This is a genomic window from Nocardia sp. NPDC004860 (genome assembly GCF_040609015.1).
GTDB lineage: Bacteria > Actinomycetota > Actinomycetes > Mycobacteriales > Mycobacteriaceae > Nocardia.
On sequence record NZ_JBEXJI010000004.1, the window covers coordinates 46,496 to 63,087 of the forward strand.

Annotated in this window: 22 protein-coding genes and 1 tRNA gene; 17 read left to right on the top strand and 6 right to left on the bottom strand. The window is 67.5% G+C overall.

The window, feature by feature from the left end:
• Positions 1-109: 109 nt before the first annotated feature.
• The 11 genes from ABZV44_RS10485 (at position 110) to ABZV44_RS10535 (ending at position 7,297) form a co-directional block, all read left to right on the top strand.
• On the top strand, positions 110-595 hold the full coding sequence (locus ABZV44_RS10485) for a hypothetical protein (protein WP_354834277.1): 486 nt from the start codon (positions 110-112) through the stop codon (positions 593-595).
• On the top strand, positions 595-861 hold the full coding sequence (locus ABZV44_RS10490) for a hypothetical protein (protein WP_354834280.1): 267 nt from the start codon (positions 595-597) through the stop codon (positions 859-861). The genes ABZV44_RS10485 and ABZV44_RS10490 overlap by 1 nt, the downstream gene beginning before the upstream one ends.
• A 227-nt stretch (positions 862-1,088) precedes the next feature.
• Entirely contained in the window at positions 1,089-1,718 is a 630-nt protein-coding gene (locus tag ABZV44_RS10495; protein WP_354834283.1) for a DUF2637 domain-containing protein, read from the top strand.
• Positions 1,718-3,028 carry an FtsK/SpoIIIE domain-containing protein gene (locus tag ABZV44_RS10500; protein WP_354834286.1) on the top strand — a complete coding sequence of 437 codons (1,311 nt, stop codon included), beginning with the start codon at positions 1,718-1,720 and terminating at the stop codon, positions 3,026-3,028. The genes ABZV44_RS10495 and ABZV44_RS10500 overlap by 1 nt, the downstream gene beginning before the upstream one ends.
• Entirely contained in the window at positions 3,025-3,213 is a 189-nt protein-coding gene (locus tag ABZV44_RS10505) for a hypothetical protein (RefSeq protein ID WP_354834289.1), read from the top strand. The genes ABZV44_RS10500 and ABZV44_RS10505 overlap by 4 nt, the downstream gene beginning before the upstream one ends.
• Positions 3,210-3,377, top strand: coding sequence for a hypothetical protein (locus ABZV44_RS10510; RefSeq protein ID WP_354834292.1), 168 nt, complete (start codon positions 3,210-3,212; stop codon positions 3,375-3,377). The genes ABZV44_RS10505 and ABZV44_RS10510 overlap by 4 nt, the downstream gene beginning before the upstream one ends.
• Entirely contained in the window at positions 3,374-3,553 is a 180-nt protein-coding gene (locus ABZV44_RS10515; RefSeq protein WP_354834294.1) for a hypothetical protein, read from the top strand. The genes ABZV44_RS10510 and ABZV44_RS10515 overlap by 4 nt, the downstream gene beginning before the upstream one ends.
• Entirely contained in the window at positions 3,550-4,212 is a 663-nt protein-coding gene (locus ABZV44_RS10520; RefSeq protein ID WP_354834297.1) for a hypothetical protein, read from the top strand. The genes ABZV44_RS10515 and ABZV44_RS10520 overlap by 4 nt, the downstream gene beginning before the upstream one ends.
• A complete protein-coding gene (locus ABZV44_RS10525; RefSeq protein WP_354834300.1) occupies positions 4,212-5,906 on the top strand; it encodes a replication initiator in 1,695 nt (564 codons plus the stop codon). The genes ABZV44_RS10520 and ABZV44_RS10525 overlap by 1 nt, the downstream gene beginning before the upstream one ends.
• 15 nt (positions 5,907-5,921) lie before the next feature.
• Positions 5,922-6,098, top strand: coding sequence for an excisionase family DNA-binding protein (locus ABZV44_RS10530; RefSeq protein WP_354834302.1), 177 nt, complete (start codon positions 5,922-5,924; stop codon positions 6,096-6,098).
• A complete protein-coding gene (locus ABZV44_RS10535) occupies positions 6,095-7,297 on the top strand; it encodes a tyrosine-type recombinase/integrase (protein ID WP_354834304.1) in 1,203 nt (400 codons plus the stop codon). The genes ABZV44_RS10530 and ABZV44_RS10535 overlap by 4 nt, the downstream gene beginning before the upstream one ends.
• Before the next feature lie 61 nt (positions 7,298-7,358).
• Here ABZV44_RS10535 and ABZV44_RS10540 read toward each other — a convergent pair.
• Positions 7,359-7,431 (bottom strand) — tRNA-Lys (locus ABZV44_RS10540).
• Positions 7,432-7,750: 319 nt separating this feature from the next.
• On the opposite strand from ABZV44_RS10540, the gene ABZV44_RS10545 reads away from it, so the two are divergent.
• Complete coding sequence (locus ABZV44_RS10545) at positions 7,751-8,953, top strand: Ig-like domain-containing protein (protein WP_354834306.1); 1,203 nt, start codon at positions 7,751-7,753, stop codon at positions 8,951-8,953.
• Positions 8,954-9,049: 96 nt separating this feature from the next.
• Here the strand turns inward: ABZV44_RS10545 and ABZV44_RS10550 are convergent, their stop codons facing one another.
• Positions 9,050-9,421, bottom strand: coding sequence for a hypothetical protein (locus ABZV44_RS10550; RefSeq protein ID WP_354834309.1), 372 nt, complete (start codon positions 9,419-9,421; stop codon positions 9,050-9,052).
• 135 nt (positions 9,422-9,556) lie between these two features.
• Positions 9,557-10,204: a cyclase family protein gene (locus ABZV44_RS10555; protein WP_354834311.1), complete on the bottom strand. Its 648-nt coding sequence runs from the start codon at positions 10,202-10,204 to the stop codon at positions 9,557-9,559.
• A 111-nt stretch (positions 10,205-10,315) separates the two neighbouring features.
• Here ABZV44_RS10555 and ABZV44_RS10560 point away from each other — a divergent pair, with 111 nt between their 5' ends.
• The gene (locus ABZV44_RS10560; RefSeq protein ID WP_354834314.1) at positions 10,316-11,020 is read left to right on the top strand and encodes a hypothetical protein; all 705 of its coding nucleotides are present in this window, start codon (positions 10,316-10,318) and stop codon (positions 11,018-11,020) included.
• 51 nt (positions 11,021-11,071) lie between these two features.
• Here ABZV44_RS10560 and ABZV44_RS10565 read toward each other — a convergent pair whose 3' ends face one another.
• On the bottom strand, positions 11,072-11,905 hold the full coding sequence (locus ABZV44_RS10565) for a methyltransferase domain-containing protein (protein WP_354834317.1): 834 nt from the start codon (positions 11,903-11,905) through the stop codon (positions 11,072-11,074).
• An 87-nt stretch (positions 11,906-11,992) separates the two neighbouring features.
• Here ABZV44_RS10565 and ABZV44_RS10570 point away from each other — a divergent pair, with 87 nt between their 5' ends.
• Positions 11,993-12,415, top strand: a complete 423-nt coding sequence (locus ABZV44_RS10570) for a helix-turn-helix domain-containing protein (RefSeq protein ID WP_354834320.1) — start codon at positions 11,993-11,995, stop codon at positions 12,413-12,415.
• Positions 12,416-12,465: 50 nt separating this feature from the next.
• On the opposite strand, the gene ABZV44_RS10575 is transcribed toward ABZV44_RS10570, so the two are convergent.
• The gene (locus ABZV44_RS10575; RefSeq protein WP_354834323.1) at positions 12,466-12,948 is read right to left on the bottom strand and encodes a MarR family transcriptional regulator; all 483 of its coding nucleotides are present in this window, start codon (positions 12,946-12,948) and stop codon (positions 12,466-12,468) included.
• 104 nt (positions 12,949-13,052) lie between these two features.
• Here ABZV44_RS10575 and ABZV44_RS10580 point away from each other — a divergent pair, with 104 nt between their 5' ends.
• From ABZV44_RS10580 to ABZV44_RS10590, 3 genes are all read left to right on the top strand, one after another.
• Positions 13,053-13,673 (top strand): DUF4386 domain-containing protein, encoded by a 621-nt coding sequence (locus ABZV44_RS10580; protein ID WP_354834326.1) that lies wholly within the window; start codon positions 13,053-13,055, stop codon positions 13,671-13,673.
• Between the two features lie 149 nt (positions 13,674-13,822).
• The gene (gene sigI / locus ABZV44_RS10585; RefSeq protein WP_354834329.1) at positions 13,823-14,689 is read left to right on the top strand and encodes an RNA polymerase sigma factor SigI; all 867 of its coding nucleotides are present in this window, start codon (positions 13,823-13,825) and stop codon (positions 14,687-14,689) included.
• Between the two features lie 35 nt (positions 14,690-14,724).
• On the top strand, positions 14,725-15,594 hold the full coding sequence (locus ABZV44_RS10590) for a hypothetical protein (RefSeq protein WP_354834332.1): 870 nt from the start codon (positions 14,725-14,727) through the stop codon (positions 15,592-15,594).
• 27 nt (positions 15,595-15,621) lie between these two features.
• Here ABZV44_RS10590 and bla read toward each other — a convergent pair whose 3' ends face one another.
• A complete protein-coding gene (bla, locus tag ABZV44_RS10595; RefSeq protein WP_354834335.1) occupies positions 15,622-16,536 on the bottom strand; it encodes a class A beta-lactamase in 915 nt (304 codons plus the stop codon).
• Positions 16,537-16,592: the final 56 nt, after the last annotated feature.

A 16,592-nucleotide genomic window follows, 5' to 3' on the forward strand; every position in this document is an offset into this window, starting at 1 on the left:
CCCTTTTCGCGGGTTATAGCGTCCCCATCGTCGGCGCGACTCTGAGTGTGTTGGGCAGATCGGATTTACAAGAGATCCGAAAAGCCAATGGACACAAAGGAGTTGAGCAATGGCTCTCAAAGATGCGTGGTTCAAGCCGAAGTACGAGGACGTGTTCCCGGAGGGGACGATGCTGATCGGCAGCATCGAGCCGATCACCGAGTTCGGTACGGACCGCAACAAGCCGAAGAAGCAGAAGACCGATCTGGACGACTTCGGCAACGGTACGGGCAAGCGGCTGTGGAAGGGCACGGTGGCCGACCCGACCGGTGCTGGCGCGAGGGGCAAGACCCTGGATGTCACGTTCGTCTCGGATGTGCAGCCGGTTCCCTCGGCGACGCCGATCATGCCCGGCTACACCCCGGTCGTGCTGGAGGGCTTGCAGGTCAAGCCCCGGATCGTCGGTGAAGGCCAGTACAAGTCGATCGGCTGGAGCCTGCGCGCGACCGGCATCGTCGGCGACACCTCCGGCTCGAACCAGCCGCCCGCGGATGTCCCGGCGTCGCGTCCGGGTCGTAATGGCCGTTCCGCCAGCGATTCCGAGGCGGTGGCGTGATGTCGTGGTTCAGCTCCAGCGGCTTCATGACCGGTCCGCGCAAGGTGCAGTACAAGCCGGCGCACACGGATCGGTGGGGCAGCAACAACCAGTATGAGGACGAGGTCCCCGCGCAGATCTGGGTGTACATGGACGGCGATAGCTCGCTGTCGCTGAGCCTGTCGCCGGAGGACGCCCAGGTGCTGATGGAACACCTCGCGGTCGCGCTGGTGGAACACGCTGTGGCGCTGAAGGATTCGACCAGCGGCCCGAAGTTGGTGGCGTGATGGGCATCATGCGGGTGATGTGGCAGGCCATGTTGATGTTGGCCGCGATCTGCTTCTTGCCGGTGTCGCTGCTGCTGGCGTTCGGTCCGCGGGAATCGAGCCCGTCTGTCCCGAGTCCGGTTCCGGGTGCGTGTGCACCGTTTTGCATCGCTTCGACCGTGGTGGGTGACCCGCGATGAGCAGTCCCCCTTTCGACTCGGTAGTGACGGGATGGCGGGGGTTGCGTGATGGACATCGCCGAGAAGTCCCGTGCCATGGTCGCGGCCCGCCTGTTCGCGGTCACCACCACGGTGGCCGTGGGCATGGCCGCCTTCTGGCTCTCGTTCGCCACCCTGCGGGATCTGGCGACACTGGCCCACATTCCGGCCTCGGATGCGTGGCTGTTCCCGATGATCGTGGACGGCACCATCATCGAGGCCACCGTGGGCGCGCTGGTGCTGGCGAATTCCCCGGAACGGCAATGGTTCCGGCGGGTGCTGGTCATCGGTGCCATGGTCTCGATCGCCGGCAACAGCCTGCACGCGGTCGCCGCCGGCAAGTCGCTTCCCCCGTGGGCCTGCGCCTTGGTGGCCGCTATCGCGCCGCTAAGTTTGCTCGCCGATACCCACGGGCTTGCACTGCTTTTCCGTGCGGCACACCGTGTTTCAGCACCGGTGGCTGAGACGGTCGTCGAAGCACTCCCCGAGTCGGACCCGGTCAGCGTGGACACGGTCGAACCGGCAGCGTCGCCGGTTCCTGCTCCGACTCCCCAACCCGTTCCCGTCCCTGCTCGTGCGCCGGCCGTGGCAAAGCCGCTGCGGCCCGCGCTCCCACTGCAAACCATGCTTCCGATCTCTGTACCTGTTGGGGGTGCGTGATGTCCCTGTTCACGTCAATCATTCCGCTCGCCGTTCCCACGCTGGCCGCATTCGGGTCCACGGCCTGGATTCTGCGCCGCCCGAAACCCTCCGAGGTCGAACAGCTGATTGCTGCGGCGCCGGCCGAGTTGTCCAGGGCGGTGGAGGTTCTCGCCGACAATGCCCGGCGCATGTCCATGCTCGTCACGCTGGGTCTCGGCGCGATGGATCGGGGCTTCCCGCAGCTGGAGTGGTGGGACTACACCGAGACCGGCGTCGAGGTGGAATGGACGCTGCTGTGCGGGCAGTCCACCAAGACCTGGACCGACCCGGAGATGCTCGATGCTCTGGCCCACTACCTCATGGTTCCGCAGGTGCTGGCGACCTCGCCGGAGCCGGCTCGGATTCGCTTGCAAGTGAGGGCCTTCGACACCCTCGCCGCCCCGGTGATGACGCCGGCGGTCGTTCACGATGGCGTGGACCTGGAAGCGGCCCACGTGGGCGTGCGGGAGGACGGGTTGCCGTGGCGGCTGCGCATCCTCTACGGCCACATCCTGCTCGCCGGCGCGACCGGCTCCGGGAAGGGCTCGGTGCTCTGGTCGATCCTCAACGCCCTTGGCCCGGCGATCAAAGCCGGTCTGGTGGATGTGTGGATGGCCGATCCGAAAGGCGGTGCGGAGTTCGGGCGCGGTGAGGGCCGGCTGTTCGTACGGTTCACCACCGATGCCGACACCATCCTCGCGATGCTCAAAGAGGCGGTCGAGGTGATGGACGACCGCCTTGCCCGCATGCGCGCCGAAGGAATCCGCAAACTCGTCCCGACCCTGGACGAACCCCTGATCCTGATCATCATCGACGAGGCCGCGTCGCTGTCGTCCTACGCCGACCGCGACCAGCAGCAGGAATTCCGCCGCCTGACCGGGCTCCTGCTGTCCAAGGGTCGCGCCGCCGCGGTCACGGTGGTTGCGGCCTTGCAGGACCCGTCCAAGGAGACGATGCCCAACCGTCAGTTGTTCCCGGTCCGGATCGGGCTACGGCTGGACGAGCCGACCCAGAACGCCATGGTCCACGGCCAAGGCGCGAAGGACCGCGGCGCCCGCTGCGACGAGATCTCGGAACTCACGCCCGGCGTCGGCTATGTGGGCGAGGACGGCACCGCCGAATTCGTGCGGGTCCGCGCCTTCTACGTCAGCGACTACGCCGCCGACCGGATCGTGGATGCCTACTCGCCGGCACCGGAAATCACCGGTCCTACCGAGGACTACAGCGACTTCGACCCTGACGACCTCGGTGACGAAGACGGCTTCGACGAGACGGGAGCGGCGGCATGAACGGCCACGTGCAGATCCGCCTGTCCGGCCAGCTCGGCGACATCACGATGGTGTTGGCAGAACTGTTGGCGTCCAAAGCATTCCGCATCGAAGTGGACGAGCACCCGCACCCGAACCGCCGGGGCCTCGGTGTCCGCGTCTATGCCGAACTATCCCTTCCGGTCGGACAGGAGACCCGATCATGAGCGCCCGCTACCGCTACGAGCGCGGCTTGGACACGCAGATCTCGCTGCGGTTCTGGCTTGAACGCCAGGGCTTCGACCCGCTGAACACTGCCGCCGACCCCATCGAGGATGACGACACTCTCGGCCTGGCGGTGGATTACGACGGCGGCGGGTGGGCGGCATGACTGGCTCCGATCGCAAACCAGCTGCACCGCAAGTGAATCCGATCGTCCGGGCCGCCGCCGATCAGGTGGCCAAGTCCAAGCGCCGGCGCAAAGCCGCGGGCAAGGACATTCCTCGCACCTGGACCTGCGAGGGCCAACTGTCGCTGTTCGATCCCACCGAAGGAACCCAGCCATGACCGCGACACCCACCCGTCACGCCCGACCCGCCGGCGAATTCGATCCCATGGACCTGGTTCTCACCGCGCTCGGCCATTTCCTCGTCGGTCTGCTCGCCGCGGTGTTCGTCACACTCTGGTGGGCGCTGCTGTTCCCGATGATCTCTATCCCGATCGGCGCGGCCCTCGCCGCCGGTGTCCTGCTCGGTTGGCCCGCCGGCGCCGCGGTGGCCGCGCTCGGGCTCGCCGGTCTGGGCCTGTGGCTGGCGACCTCGCCGAAGTCTTTCCGCCGCTGGGTGATCGATCGGGCACGGGTGCGGTTCCTGCGCTGGTTCCGCTATCGCCGCCGCTGGGCGCGCATGCTCACCGCCTGCGGGCTCACCGAGGGCGACGCCCACGCCCTCTACGTCCCGCGGCTGCGCACGGTCACCATCGGCGACCACCTCGACCGGGCACGGGTGCGGATGCTGCCCGGCCAGTCACCCGAGGACTACCACACCCGCGTCGTGCGCCTGGCCCACGCCTTCGGCGCGGTCGAGTGCCGCGCAATCGACGCCGGCCCGGCCCTCGTGGAACTGGTGTTCCGCCACGGCGATTCCCTCGCTGAACCGATCGTCCTGCCCGCCGATGCGTGGCGGACGCTGCCCCGTCACCGCAAGACCCGGAAGGACGCTGCCTGATGAGCATCGACGACCCCACCTCTGACCTTCCGCCATCGCGGGCCGATGCTGCTGCTCGGCGCGCTCTGCCGGATCTGCATGACATTGCCCAGGCCGCCGCCGAGAAGTACGAGGTGTGCAAGCGTCCGATCGCGATGCGCGTGTTCGACCCGGACACCGGCAAGACCACCTACGAGGGCGCGCCCTGCAAGTCCACCATGGAATCGGCGTGCCCGGCCTGCGCGAAAGCTGCTCGCGCCCTGCGCATTCAGCAGTGCACCGAAGGCTGGCACCTCGACCACGAACCCGTGGACCCGACCACGAACCCGTCCGGCTTGCAGGTCCAGGTGCTCACTGCCCGCGCGGATCTGCTCGCCGAATACCGAACCGCTAAGGACAACGGGGACGAGGAGTCCGCCGCCGCGTTCCGGGACGTGATCGCCGACCTGGACCGGGAACTGCGCGAGCTCGGCCTGCGCGGTCGCCTGCCCGATCCTGATGCCGTGGCCAACCCGCGCCGGCAGCGTTCGACCCGCCGCCGCCAGGACGCCCCGAACCTGCCGCGTCGCAAGGTCACCAAGCGCACCATCGGCGAGGTGCTGGACGGCAAGTGGTTGCCCGGCATGTTCATCACCTTGACCCTGCCCTCCTACGGCCCGATCAACCGCGTTGGTGCCCGCGACGAGAAGGGCAAGGTCTGCTCCGATGGTTCCCCGCGTGACCCTCGTACCTACGACTACACCCGTGCGGCCCGCGACATCATCCACTTCTCCGCGCTGTTCGATCGCTGGATTCAGAATCTGCGCCGCGTGGTCGGCTACGACATCCAGTACTTCGCGGTCGTGGAACCGCAGAAGCGCGGCGCGCCACACCTGCACGTGCTTCTGCGAACCCCGGTGTCGCGCAAGCTGATCCGGCTGGTGACCGAGGCCACCTATCACCAGGTCTGGTGGCCACACTTCGACCACCCCGAGTACGACGACGACCGGATGCCGGTGTGGAACGGGGTTACTTTCACCGATCCGCGGACCGGCCGTGCTCTGCCCTCCATCGATGACGCGTTGGACGTGATCGGTGAGGTGGACGAGTTCGAACCGGCCCACACCATCCGCTTTGGCGCGCAGGTCGATCCCCGCCACATTCAGGGCGTCGTCGCCGGCACCGAGGCAAACCGCACCATCCGCTACGTCACCAAGTACCTGCACAAATCCATCGGCGAGGTGCTGGAGACGGACTCACCGCGCACCCAGGCCCACTACGACCGCCTGCACCATGAGCTGACCCTCACCCCGTGCTCGGAGAAGTGCCCGGTGTGGCTGCGCTACGGCATCGTCCCCCGCGGCGTCTCCGACAAGACTGTGCCCGGTCACTGCAAGGGCAAGGCGCACCGCCGCGCCACCCTCGGTCTGCCCGGTCGGCGGGTTCTGGTTTCGCGCCGCTGGACCGGCAAGACCCTGCCGGATCACCGGGCTGATCGTGCCGAGTTTGTTCGGCAACTGCTCGCTAAGGTCGGCATCCTCAAGCCTGACACCAGTCGTTTGCAGATGCGGCCTGTGCAGCCGGGTGACTGGGAACGCCCGCTGCGCGAACACCTGATCATGGCCGTGATCGCCAAGCGCACGGCGTGGCGCGCCGAATATCTCAAAGCCCAGTTGGCAGCCGAACCTCCGGACCCGGACCCCTCGGATGGTTCGGCAACCGGGCAAGCGGCGTGAACGGAGGAACAGAAGATGGCGCAGCTACTCACCGAATCCGAAGTCCGCAAACGGATTCCGATCGGGCACAGCAAGTACTACGAACTGATCATCTCCGGTGAACTGCGGTCGGTGAAGATCGGTCGCCGGCGCTTCGTCACCGAGCAGGCGGTGGCCGACTACATCGCGAAGCTGGACGGGGCCGTGGCATGAGTCGCCAACAGCTGCCGCCGCAGATCACGAAGATGATGGTCACCGATCGGCGCACCAAGAAGGAGGTCGTCCGCTACGAGGTCGTGGCCGACGCCGGCCGTGATCCGGAGACCGGTAAGCGGCACCAGATACGCCGCCGCTTCAAGACCGAGAAGGAGGCTCGGGAGGCGCTCTCGAAGTTCCTGGACGAGGCGGCCTCGGGCACCTTCGTTCCGCGCAAGGACGTGACCGTAGCCGAGATCATCGGCGACTGGCTGAAGAGTCTGCACTCGGTGCGTCGCGTCACCCTGGGCGGCTACGAATACGACCTCGCGCCCGTGAAGCAGCGGTACGGCACGCTCCCGGTGCAGAAGCTCACCCGCAAGCACCTGGACGAGTTGGTGGTGGCGCTGCGTGAGGGCGGCACGCTGACCGAGAAGGGACGGGTCCGCCGGCCGTGGGCTCCCCGGTCGCTGAACCGCACGGTGGACACCACCGCCATGGTGCTCGATTATGCGATGGACCGGAAGTTGGTGGCGCGCAACGTCGCCGATCAGATCAAGGCGGTGCCGCGGCGGCCTAGGAAGCACGACACCTTCACCGCCGAGGAGGTGCGGCAGGTGCTCGACAGCATCGCCCAGGACCGGAACGAACACCTGTGGCACTTGGCTCTTCGGGGCCTGCGTCGTGCGGAGATCGGCGGATTGCGGTGGCGGAATATCGATTTCGCTGCCAAAGCGCTCTCGGTGGAGATTGGTCGGGCCGATGCGCGCGACGGCGTGGTGGTGGAGGACACTCCCAAGACCGAGGCGTCGCGGCGGACCTTGCCGATGGACGACGAGTTGGTGGAGGTGCTGCGACGAGCACATCGCAGGCAGGCCGGCGAGAAGCTGGCGGTGGGCGATGCCTATGGCAAGGGCGGCTACGTGGCCTGTGATGAAGCGGGACGGCCGTACCACCCTTCGACGATCACACACCTGTGGGGCAAGGCGGCCAAGGCGGCGGGAGTGCGGCACATCCGGCTGCACGACTGCCGGCACACCGCGGGGACGCTCATGCATCTGCGGCGCGTGCCCATCGCCGTGATCGCGGAATGGTTGGGCCACACCGATGCCGGGTTCACCCAGCGGACCTACGCCCATTCGCAGCGGGATGCGCTGGCGGAGGCGGCGGCCACTTTGGGGGCGGTTGTGACAACTCGTGACATCGAGACCCGCTGAGCCCGTAGAACGAAAAGAAGCCCTTGACCGGAATTACCTGGTCAAGGGCTTCTTTTCATTGTGCGCCATCAGGGACTCGAACCCCGAACCCGCTGATTAAGAGTCAGCTGCTCTGCCAATTGAGCTAATGGCGCGTGTCACTCCCCAGGGGGCTTGGGCTTTCGCTTGGGCCGCTCTGCGGTGCGAGAAGAACATTAACAGGGTGGAGCGCGGAAAGTGAAATCGGGTGTCTGAGCTGCGGGTTTGTGAGGGGTTGGGGAGTTGTTAACGCGGCGGGGGCGATTACGGATGTTTCGGACGAAGCCCCTGTGGGCGGGACGCTTGGTTGGAAGCCGGGGTGGTCGTGACTGCCAGGGCGGGGTCTCGGTCGGACGGGGTGGATCGAACAGGCGTGGTCGGGGCCGGGAGTTGTGCGGTGGCCGGTTGTGCACCGAGATGTGAAGCGGGGTTGTGATGAGTGACGGTCGGGGGCGGCGACGGCTGCTGGGTGCCGGGGTGGTGGTGTCCGTGCTGGCGTTGGCGTTGGTTGGGTGCTCGTCGGGGGGTAAGGGTCAATCCTCAACGGTGGCAATCGATTCCAATCCCATCGGCGAGCTCATGAAGCCGAAGCTGATCTCACCGGTGAAGGACGGCGACAGAGGGGTGTCGCCGGGGGAGCTGACGTTGAAGGTGGAGGATGGCCGGCTCACGACCGTGGCACTGACCAATCCGGACGGCAAACCGGTGCCGGGTGAGCTGGCGGCGGACGGCCGTTCGTGGCGGCTGACCGAGCAGTTGGCGTTCGGGCGCACCTACAAGTTGAGTGTCGACGCGATCGGCCTTGGCGGCACTACCAATTCGACTATGAGTTTCACCACTATCTCGCCCAATAACCGCACCCACCCGTACCTGTTGCCGGCGGAGGACGATGTGGTCGGTATCGGCCAGCCGGTGGCCGTGCAGTTCGACGAGAACATTCCGGATCGCAGGGCCGCCCAGGCGGCGATCAAGATCACTACCACGCCCGCGGTGGAGGGCGCTTTCTACTGGGTCAACAATCGCGAGGTGCGCTGGCGGCCGCAGAACTTCTGGGCCCCGGGCACCAAGGTCGACATCGCGGTGAACGCGTACGGCCGGGATCTCGGCAACGGCCTGGTCGGCGACAGTGACATCCACTCCAGCTTCACCGTCGGCGACGCCACCGTCTTCACCGCCGACGACGACACCAAGATGGTGACCGTCCAGCGCAACGGCGAGGTGATCAAGACCATGCCGACCTCGATGGGCAAGAACTCCACACCCACCGACAACGGCGTCTACATCGTCGGCGACAAGTTCGACAAGATCATCATGGATTCCTCCACCTACGGCGTCCCGGTGAACTCGCCGGCCGGCTACCGCACCCCCATCGACTGGGCGACGCGGATCTCCTACTCCGGCATCTTCTTCCACTCGGCCCCGTGGTCGGTGGGCGCACAGGGCTCGGTCAACACCAGCCACGGCTGCCTGAATCTGAGCCCGGCCGACGCCAAGTGGGTGTACGACAACGTCAAGCGCGGCGACATCACCATCGTCAAGAACACCGTCGGCGGCACGCTGTCCGGTCTGGACGGGCTCGGCGACTGGAACATCCCGTGGGAACAGTGGAAGGCCGGCAACGCCGACGACAACCGCTGATCCCCGACGCCCGCCGCTGATCGCGGACGCGCCGAAGGGGCATCGGCGTGTTCGCCGATGCCCCTTGAGACGCGCTCGATCTCGGGGGAGTGGGGGTCAGCCGATGGTCCCCGGTCCGATGCCGCCGCCACCGTTGAGGTTGCCGCAGCCCAGTCCCGCGTAGCCCGCGAGCGCCGCGGCGCTGCCGGCGACGGTGCAGCCGCCCTTCGAGGAACCCGTGGTCGCCGAACCGGTCGCGCCGCCGAGCTTGATGGCGGAGGACCCGAAATTGACATCCGACTCGATCGGGTTGCTGTCCGCGGTCGGGTCGGTCGTGCCCGGAGTGGTGGTGCCCGGAGTGGTCGTCGTGGTGCCGGGCGTGGTCGTGGTCTGCGAGGCGTCGGTGAGAACGATCTCCGCGGATGCGGCGGGCGCGGCGGGCAGAATGGCCGCAACGGCTAGCAAAGTGGTTACGGCATAGCGGTTCACGTGCGAAGTCCTTCGGATCGAGCATGGGTCGGGGCCCCGACTCCCCGGTGTCCAGAGCAGTGTACGAAGATCGCGTGACCCGCGCCGCAAAATGCGACACACTGGTGTTTCTGTCACACTCCGAGACACGCTCGATCAGGCTCCGATGCATGCCACGGCCCGCACCGGAGCTCCGTCCGCACCGGGCAGGTTGAGCGGGAACATCGACACCTCGACCCGCTCCCCGGCCTGCTGCGCCGCGAGCGCCTCGCCCAACCCGGTCAGATTCTCGGCGATGACCGCGTGCGCCCCGCACAGAATCCGGTGCACCGGGATGTCCTCGGTGGGCGTCGGGTCGACACTGAGCGCGTCGATCCCGACAGTCCGCACGCCCGCTGCGATCAGATACTCGGCCGCCTCCACGGTGAGATGCGGATGGTTCAGGTACGTGTGGGTGCCCCAGTGCCGCGACCACCCGGTGGCGATGAGCACGATCTGCCCCGCCGCCACCCGGTCCGCGAAGTACTCGCGCCCGATCACCCCGCCCGCCCCGGCCGCCCGCGCGTCGATGACCACGCCCGGACCGGTGAACCGGTCCAGTGGCAGCTCGTCCAGCGCCGGCAGCGAGTCGTCGATATGCCGCGGCGCGTCCACGTGCGTGCCGGTCTGCGACCCGAGATCGAGGTGCAGCACGTTCACCCCGTCGACGGCCACCGTGAGCGCGGGCCGGATGGTGACCTCCGGATCGCCGGGATACACCTGCATACCGGACCGAATCGGTACCGAAAGATCGATGATGCGCACTTTCCGCCTGCCTCCCTGTGGATTTCACGCGATGATGACAGTCAGCAAGATCGAATACAGTCGCCGATGAGGAATTCGAGAATCGCTATGTCTGCCATACATATTGCCGTGTTGAACCGCAGTACCGTACTGACCGACGCGCAGGTTTCTGCCGTGGTCCCAGCATTGCAGACGCAGGTGCACCGGGATTGGGCCCCGGTGTGGGGGAGTGACGCCGACCTGAGTTTCGTGGCGACCGGCGCGCAGCCTCCGGCCGGCGCCTGGTGGCTGGTGGTCTCCGACGACTCCGATCAGGCCGGGGCGCTCGGCTATCACGACCTCACGAATGAGGGTCTGCCGATGGGAAAGGTGTTCGCGCGCAGCGACATCGACGCCGGCCTGCAGTGGACGGTCACGGCCAGCCACGAGCTGCTGGAGATGCTCGGTGACCCTGATATCAACCTGGCCGCCTACGTGTTCTCCACCGCTACCGCCGGACGCATCTACGCCTACGAGGTCGCCGACGCCTGTGAGGCGGACCAGTACGGGTACGCGATCAATGGAATCCAGGTGTCGGACTTCGTGTTTCCCGCCTGGTTCGAGAACTTCCGCAAGGCGGGCAGCACCCGGTTCGACTACGGCAATCACATCAACGCGCCGTTCCAGCTGCTGCCCGGCGGATACATCGGCGTGTTCGACATCAACGGCGGCAGCGGCTGGCACCAGCTGACCGCGGAGAGCAAGCCCGCGCAGTACACCATGCGGGCCCGGGTCGGCAGCCGCCGCGAGCGCCGCCGCACGCCCCGCGACCAGTGGCTGCTCAGCGAAGTGCGGTGAGATCCGCCAGTTTCCGGCGGTCCGGCCGCGGCAGGGAGCTGTCGCGACCGGTCAGTGAGCCCGGGCGTCGAGCAGCCAGCAGGCGGCGGTGAAGCGGGCCTCGTCGCCGTGCACGAAGGGTTCGAAGGCCGCCCGCACGGTCTCGATGACCCGCTGCCGGGTGGTCTCGTCCACCTCGAGCAGCGCCAGGCCGACCGGTCCCAGCCGCGAGAGGTAACCGACGAGCGCAGGTTCGGGCATGACGCAGTCGACATCGAGCGGGCGAATGTCGATATCGGCCCAGCCGCTCGCCGTCAGGATCCCGGCCACGTGATCGTGGTCGGCGAGAGCGAATTGGCCTGGTGAACCGGGGATTCGGGGTTCGAGATTCGACAGCAGCGGCGCCGCGGCGCGTTCGGCGGCGGTGAAGAACGGATTCGCCTCCGGATCGCGCCAGACGATGCAGCCGAGCCGGCCGCCGGGCCGGGTGGCTCGGCGCAGGTTGGTGAAGGCGGCGACCGGGTCGGCGAAGAACATCACCCCGAACCGGGAGGCGATGAGGTCGTAGGCGGCGGGTTCGAAGGGCTGGGTCTGGGCGTCGGCGCGAATGAAGTCGACGGGCAGGTCTGCTCGCTCGGCGTTGGCGCGGGCGGCGGCGATCATCGGTTCGGCGATGTCGACGCCGGTGCAGTGCGCGCCGGTTTCCCGCGCGAGGGCGAGGGTGGTGCCGCCGGTGCCGCAGCCGACGTCGAGGACGTCCCGGGCCCCGGTGTCGCGCGCCAGTGTCACCAGGATGTCCTGGAGCGGTCGCATCACCTGGGCGATGAGGTCCTGGGCATCGACCCAGGCATTGCCGGAAGCGCCGTTCCAGCGGGCGGATTGGTCATTGTCGAGCGGTGTCGTCATGGTCGCTGTCCTTCGTCGGTGGACGGGCCGGAGAGCTACACTGTCCCAATTCAAGTCGGCTCGAGGTCAAGCTCCGAGGTGAATCCCGTGAGCAGTCTGGATATCGCCGAGGTCGTCCGCCGATCGGGCGTCCCGGCGTCGACACTGCGCTACTACGAAGAGCGGGGCCTGATCGCCTCGTGCGGCCGGCGTGGGCTCCGCCGCCAATTCGACGAATCCGTGCTGGAACAGCTGGCCCTGATCGCGCTGGGCCGCACCGCCGGTTTCTCCCTCGATGACATTGTCGTCGCCTTCGGTCCCCAGGGCGACCTGCGCGTGGACCGTGCCGCGCTCCTCGGCAAGGCGGACGAATTGGACCGCACCATCACGCAATTGACCGCGGTGCGCGATGGCCTGCGGCACGCCGCCGCCTGTCCGGCCCCGAGTCACGCGGAATGCCCGACCTTCCGGCATCTGCTGGGCGAGGTCATGGCGGGCCGGATCGCCACCATCGACGCGCTCACCCCGTGACAACCGCTGTGCCGCACCGCATCTGAGCGATCCCACTGGATGGCGGAGCGTCATTCCGTCTTGTAGCCCGGATGTACGCCCGGGGTCAGTCCATGATCGGCGGCCAGGCGAACCAGCAGCCCGGACAGCTGCGCTTGTTCCTCCGGCGTCAGCGACCGGCACATGTGCTCCTCGGCCTCGCGGGCGACCGCGCCCAGTTCGACGAGGGTGGTCCGTCCCTTCGCGGTCAGGAACAGCGAATGCTGCCGCCGATCGTCGGGATTGCGTTTGCGCTCGATGATTCCGCGTTCCTCGAGCTTGTCGGCGAATTGGACGAACCGGCTGGGCGGCATGCCCAGTTCGTCGGCGAGCTCCCGCTGGTTGCGGCCCGGCTGGACGATGAGCATGCGGAGCAGTCCGGCCTGCGCGGGCGTCAGGTCCAGGGTGGCCGTGCGCTCGGCGAATCGATTGGCCGCGTAGGCGCCGATCTGGGCCAGCAGGAACCCGACGGCCGTCACGCCGCGCTGCGGCGCGACCTCGTCTTTCGCATCCATGGCGCAATAGTAGCAGCGGCAAAATAATAGACGGTTGACAATCATTACAATCTGTAATCATTATTGGTCAGCACGGTTCGCCCAGAGATTGAGGATCACCGCTGATGAGCACCGCGATCGCTCGCACCAACCCCGCCGTTCTCGTCCCCGTCGCCGCGTTCGCGGCGCTCACCATGGCCTACGTCGCCACCAATGCCCGCACCCCGCACCCGGACGCGAGCGGTGCGGACGTGCTGGCCTACACCACCGCGCATGCCGGGCTCATCAATGCCGGAGCGCTGCTGCTGGTGCTGTCCGCCGCGCCGCTGGCCATTGCCGCCGGGCTCATCCAACGGGTGCTGCGCGGTCCGTCCATCGCCACCATCGGCGGTGCGCTCGCCGCCGGTGGGCTCACCTTCAGCGCCCTGTTCTCCTGGGCCGGCGGGCGGCTGAACGATGCCGCCGCACCGGAATTGGCCCGCGCGGTCGCCGATCTGGGCTTCCTGTCCGGCGGCCCGGCGTACGCGGCCGGCTTCGGGCTGCTGGCCGTCGGCATCGCGATTCCGGCGCTGCTGGAACGGAAGCTGCCGACCTGGCTGATCTGGTGCGGACTGGCCGTCGCCGCCGCGGCCGCGCTGTCCACGCTCGCACTGATCGTCTCCGCGTTCACCTTCCTGCTGCCGGTCGTCCGCTTCGGCGGTCTGCTCTGGCTGATCGCCGTGGCGGTCGTGCTGTCCCGGCGCTGAACCGCCCGCCGCTCTGCCGATTCACCTGCCGCTCAACCCGATTCACCGAGTAGCGCGCCGATCGAGCGGCGGTGGCCCACCCCGGGTCACCGCCGCTCAATGTTTCAGGCGGCCGGTAACTTTCGGCGGGCATGTCCCGTCATATGGGTATGAGCACCGAAGACCGGCGGGGCGACGCGTTCACCGGAGCCTGGCGGCGGCATCGCGCGTACGTGGTGGATCTGGCCTTCCGGCTGCTGGGCGATATCGGCGCGGCCGAGGACGCCGCGCAGGAGGCCTTCACCCGGCTGGCCCGCATGCGACCCGGTGAGGTGAGCGACGAGCGCGCCTGGCTGACCGTCGTCACCAGCCGCCTGTGCCTCGACGAATTGCGCAGTGCGCGAGCGCGTCGCGAGCAGGCCGGTGATCCGGGACAGCTGGAGGCCGAGATGCCGGTCGCGCATTCCGTGCCTCTGGATCCGGTCGATCGCATCACACTCGACGAGGAGGTGCAGCTGGCGCTGTACCGCATGCTGCAACGCCTAGCACCCGCCGAGCGGGTGGTGCTGATCCTGCACGATGTGTTCGCGGTGCCGTTCGAACTGGTCGCCGACACCGTCGGCCGCCCCGTCGGCACCTGCCGGCAGCTGGCGCGGCGCGCACGGATCAAGATGTCGGAGGCGCAGCGGCCCGACGGCCCGGTGGCGCCGGCCGAGCATCGCGCAGTGACGGAGCGGTTCATCGCCGCCTGTGCCGGTGGGGATCTGGACGAACTGCTGGCGGTACTGGATCCGGAGGTGTGGGGCATTGCGTCGTTCCGGCCGGACTCGCCGATCGTGGCGCGGCCGAGCCACGGGCCGGAGATGGTGGCCGCCAATATGATCGCGTTCTGGGGGCCGGGGATCACGCTGGTCACGCACTCGGCTTTCGGACGTCCCGCCCTGCTCGCCTATCGGGATCGGGAGCTGTTCGGTGTGCTGGTGCTGACCATCGCGGGCGATCGGATCGTGAGCGTCGAGGCGACGGTGGACGTGTGAGGTAACTTTCCCGGCGTCCGTCCCGTCTTGAATGCATGACTCACAACAGGATTCGTGCCCGGCATGGAAAATTCGCGGTAGCGGCGCTGCTCGGGATGATGCTGTCCTGGAACGCGCCGGCCGCCCACGCGGATCGGGCGGACGGCGCGGACCGGTATCTCGGCGTCTGGAACTACGATCAGCCCGACCGCGCGAATGCCACCGATATCGCTACGGTCGGCCAGTACGGCATCAACCCGCTGACCTTTCCTCAGGTCGGGACCGTGGAGTTCGCCCGGGGCACGGACGGCGACATCACCGGCCACACCGATCAGGGCTGTACCTGGCATTTCCGGGTGAACGGTGACGCCCTGGATCTGGCCGGCGCCGATCAGTACTGCTTCAACAACGTGATCGGCTCCGGCTACAACATCTACTACTGGCACGTCACCATCCGCGATGGCCACGAGCAGGAGGTGGTCCGCGCCAACAGCTATCTCCCGTACGGCACTTTCGATTTCGAGCTCGCCAACGGCAAGCGGACTCGCGCCGATGCCGCCGACCCGGGCGACGCGGCCCGCTTGTTCACCGGCTCCTGGGCGTACGACCCCACGAATCCCGCTTACCTGAATAACCTCACCTCGCCGGGGTACAAGCCCAAAACCGGTGTGGTGCACATCGATTCGAGCGACGGACAGCTGATCGCCCATACCGGAGACGGCTGTTCCTGGACCCTGGACGGCCATGGCAATACCGCCGAACTCGCACCCGCGGATCAGACCTGCCGAACGCCCGGCGGCACCGTCATCATGTCGTTCTGGTCGATGGCCAGCGACGGCACCCACCTGATCTCCGTCATGAACAGCACCGACCCGGAGAACGGCGAGTACTTCGTCGGCAGCGGCAGCTCGACGCGACAGCCCTGACCCGCCCGACTCCGTCCGGCCCGCGGGCTAGCGGACGGCGGCGACGGCTTCCTTGGCGAGAGAGGCGACCAGCGGATTGTCCACTGCGGCAGCCTGATCCGGCTTGGTGGTCAGCACCAGGATCACCAGTGGCGCGGCGCCGCCCGCGGGCCAGGTGACTGCGATGTCGTTGGCGGTGCCGTAGTCGCCGCTGCCGGTCTTGTCGGCGGTCTTCCAGTCTGCCGGGAGCGCGGCGCGAATGCGGGCATCGCCGGTGGTGTTGGCGAGCAGCCACGCGGTCAGCTGTGTCCGTTCGGGTTCGGCCAGGGCGTCGCCGAGTACCAGTTTGCGGTAGTCGTCGGCCAGGGCGGCCGGGGTGCTGGTGTCGCGTTCGTCGCCGGGGATATTGGTGTTGAGCTCGGTTTCCCAACGATCCATGCGGGTGGTCTGGTCGCCGATCGAGCGCAGGAAGGCGGTGACGGCCGGCGGCCCGCCGAGCAGCTCGAGGATCTGATTGCCCGCGGTGTTGTCACTGTGGGTGATGGCGGCGTGGCAGAGTTCGGCCACGGTCATGCCGGTATCGACGCGGGTGCTGGTGATCGGCGAGTTCGCCACCAGCTTGTCGGGGGTGAAATGGATGACCTGATCGAAGAATCCGCTGCTGAGCGGATGCGCGTGCAGCAATGCGCCGCAGGCCAGCGGTTTGAAGGTGGAGTCGAAGGCGAACCGTTCGTCCTGCCGATAGCCGATGGTCTTGCCGGTGCCGGTATCGATGGCGACCACGCCCGCCCGGGCCCCGTGCTGCTGTTCGAGCGCGCGCAGCGCCGCGGTGTCGGTGACCGCGCCGTCGGTGGTGGTCGGTCCGCTCACCGCCGCTCCGGTTTTCGAGTCGCTGCCGCAGCCGCCGGCCAGCGGGGCCAGGAGCAGGAGCGAAACCAGTGCACCGTATTTCAGGGTCGACAAAACAAGCCTCTCAATCATTTTCGAGTGCTGAAGGGGGTATTCGGCTCGCGCCGTGT

Coding starts and splice junctions, on each gene's coding strand:
- ABZV44_RS10520 (WP_354834297.1), top strand. CDS start 3,550: ATGACCGCGACACCCACCCGTCACGCCCGACCCGCCGGCGAATTCGAT.
- ABZV44_RS10535 (WP_354834304.1), top strand. CDS start 6,095: ATGAGTCGCCAACAGCTGCCGCCGCAGATCACGAAGATGATGGTCACC.
- ABZV44_RS10505 (WP_354834289.1), top strand. CDS start 3,025: ATGAACGGCCACGTGCAGATCCGCCTGTCCGGCCAGCTCGGCGACATC.
- ABZV44_RS10565 (WP_354834317.1), bottom strand. CDS start 11,905: ATGACGACACCGCTCGACAATGACCAATCCGCCCGCTGGAACGGCGCT.
- ABZV44_RS10545 (WP_354834306.1), top strand. CDS start 7,751: ATGAGTGACGGTCGGGGGCGGCGACGGCTGCTGGGTGCCGGGGTGGTG.
- ABZV44_RS10510 (WP_354834292.1), top strand. CDS start 3,210: ATGAGCGCCCGCTACCGCTACGAGCGCGGCTTGGACACGCAGATCTCG.
- ABZV44_RS10525 (WP_354834300.1), top strand. CDS start 4,212: ATGAGCATCGACGACCCCACCTCTGACCTTCCGCCATCGCGGGCCGAT.
- sigI (WP_354834329.1), top strand. CDS start 13,823: ATGAGCACCGAAGACCGGCGGGGCGACGCGTTCACCGGAGCCTGGCGG.
- ABZV44_RS10485 (WP_354834277.1), top strand. CDS start 110: ATGGCTCTCAAAGATGCGTGGTTCAAGCCGAAGTACGAGGACGTGTTC.
- ABZV44_RS10575 (WP_354834323.1), bottom strand. CDS start 12,948: ATGGATGCGAAAGACGAGGTCGCGCCGCAGCGCGGCGTGACGGCCGTC.
- ABZV44_RS10495 (WP_354834283.1), top strand. CDS start 1,089: ATGGACATCGCCGAGAAGTCCCGTGCCATGGTCGCGGCCCGCCTGTTC.
- ABZV44_RS10500 (WP_354834286.1), top strand. CDS start 1,718: ATGTCCCTGTTCACGTCAATCATTCCGCTCGCCGTTCCCACGCTGGCC.
- ABZV44_RS10515 (WP_354834294.1), top strand. CDS start 3,374: ATGACTGGCTCCGATCGCAAACCAGCTGCACCGCAAGTGAATCCGATC.
- ABZV44_RS10530 (WP_354834302.1), top strand. CDS start 5,922: ATGGCGCAGCTACTCACCGAATCCGAAGTCCGCAAACGGATTCCGATC.
- ABZV44_RS10590 (WP_354834332.1), top strand. CDS start 14,725: ATGACTCACAACAGGATTCGTGCCCGGCATGGAAAATTCGCGGTAGCG.
- ABZV44_RS10490 (WP_354834280.1), top strand. CDS start 595: ATGTCGTGGTTCAGCTCCAGCGGCTTCATGACCGGTCCGCGCAAGGTG.
- ABZV44_RS10580 (WP_354834326.1), top strand. CDS start 13,053: ATGAGCACCGCGATCGCTCGCACCAACCCCGCCGTTCTCGTCCCCGTC.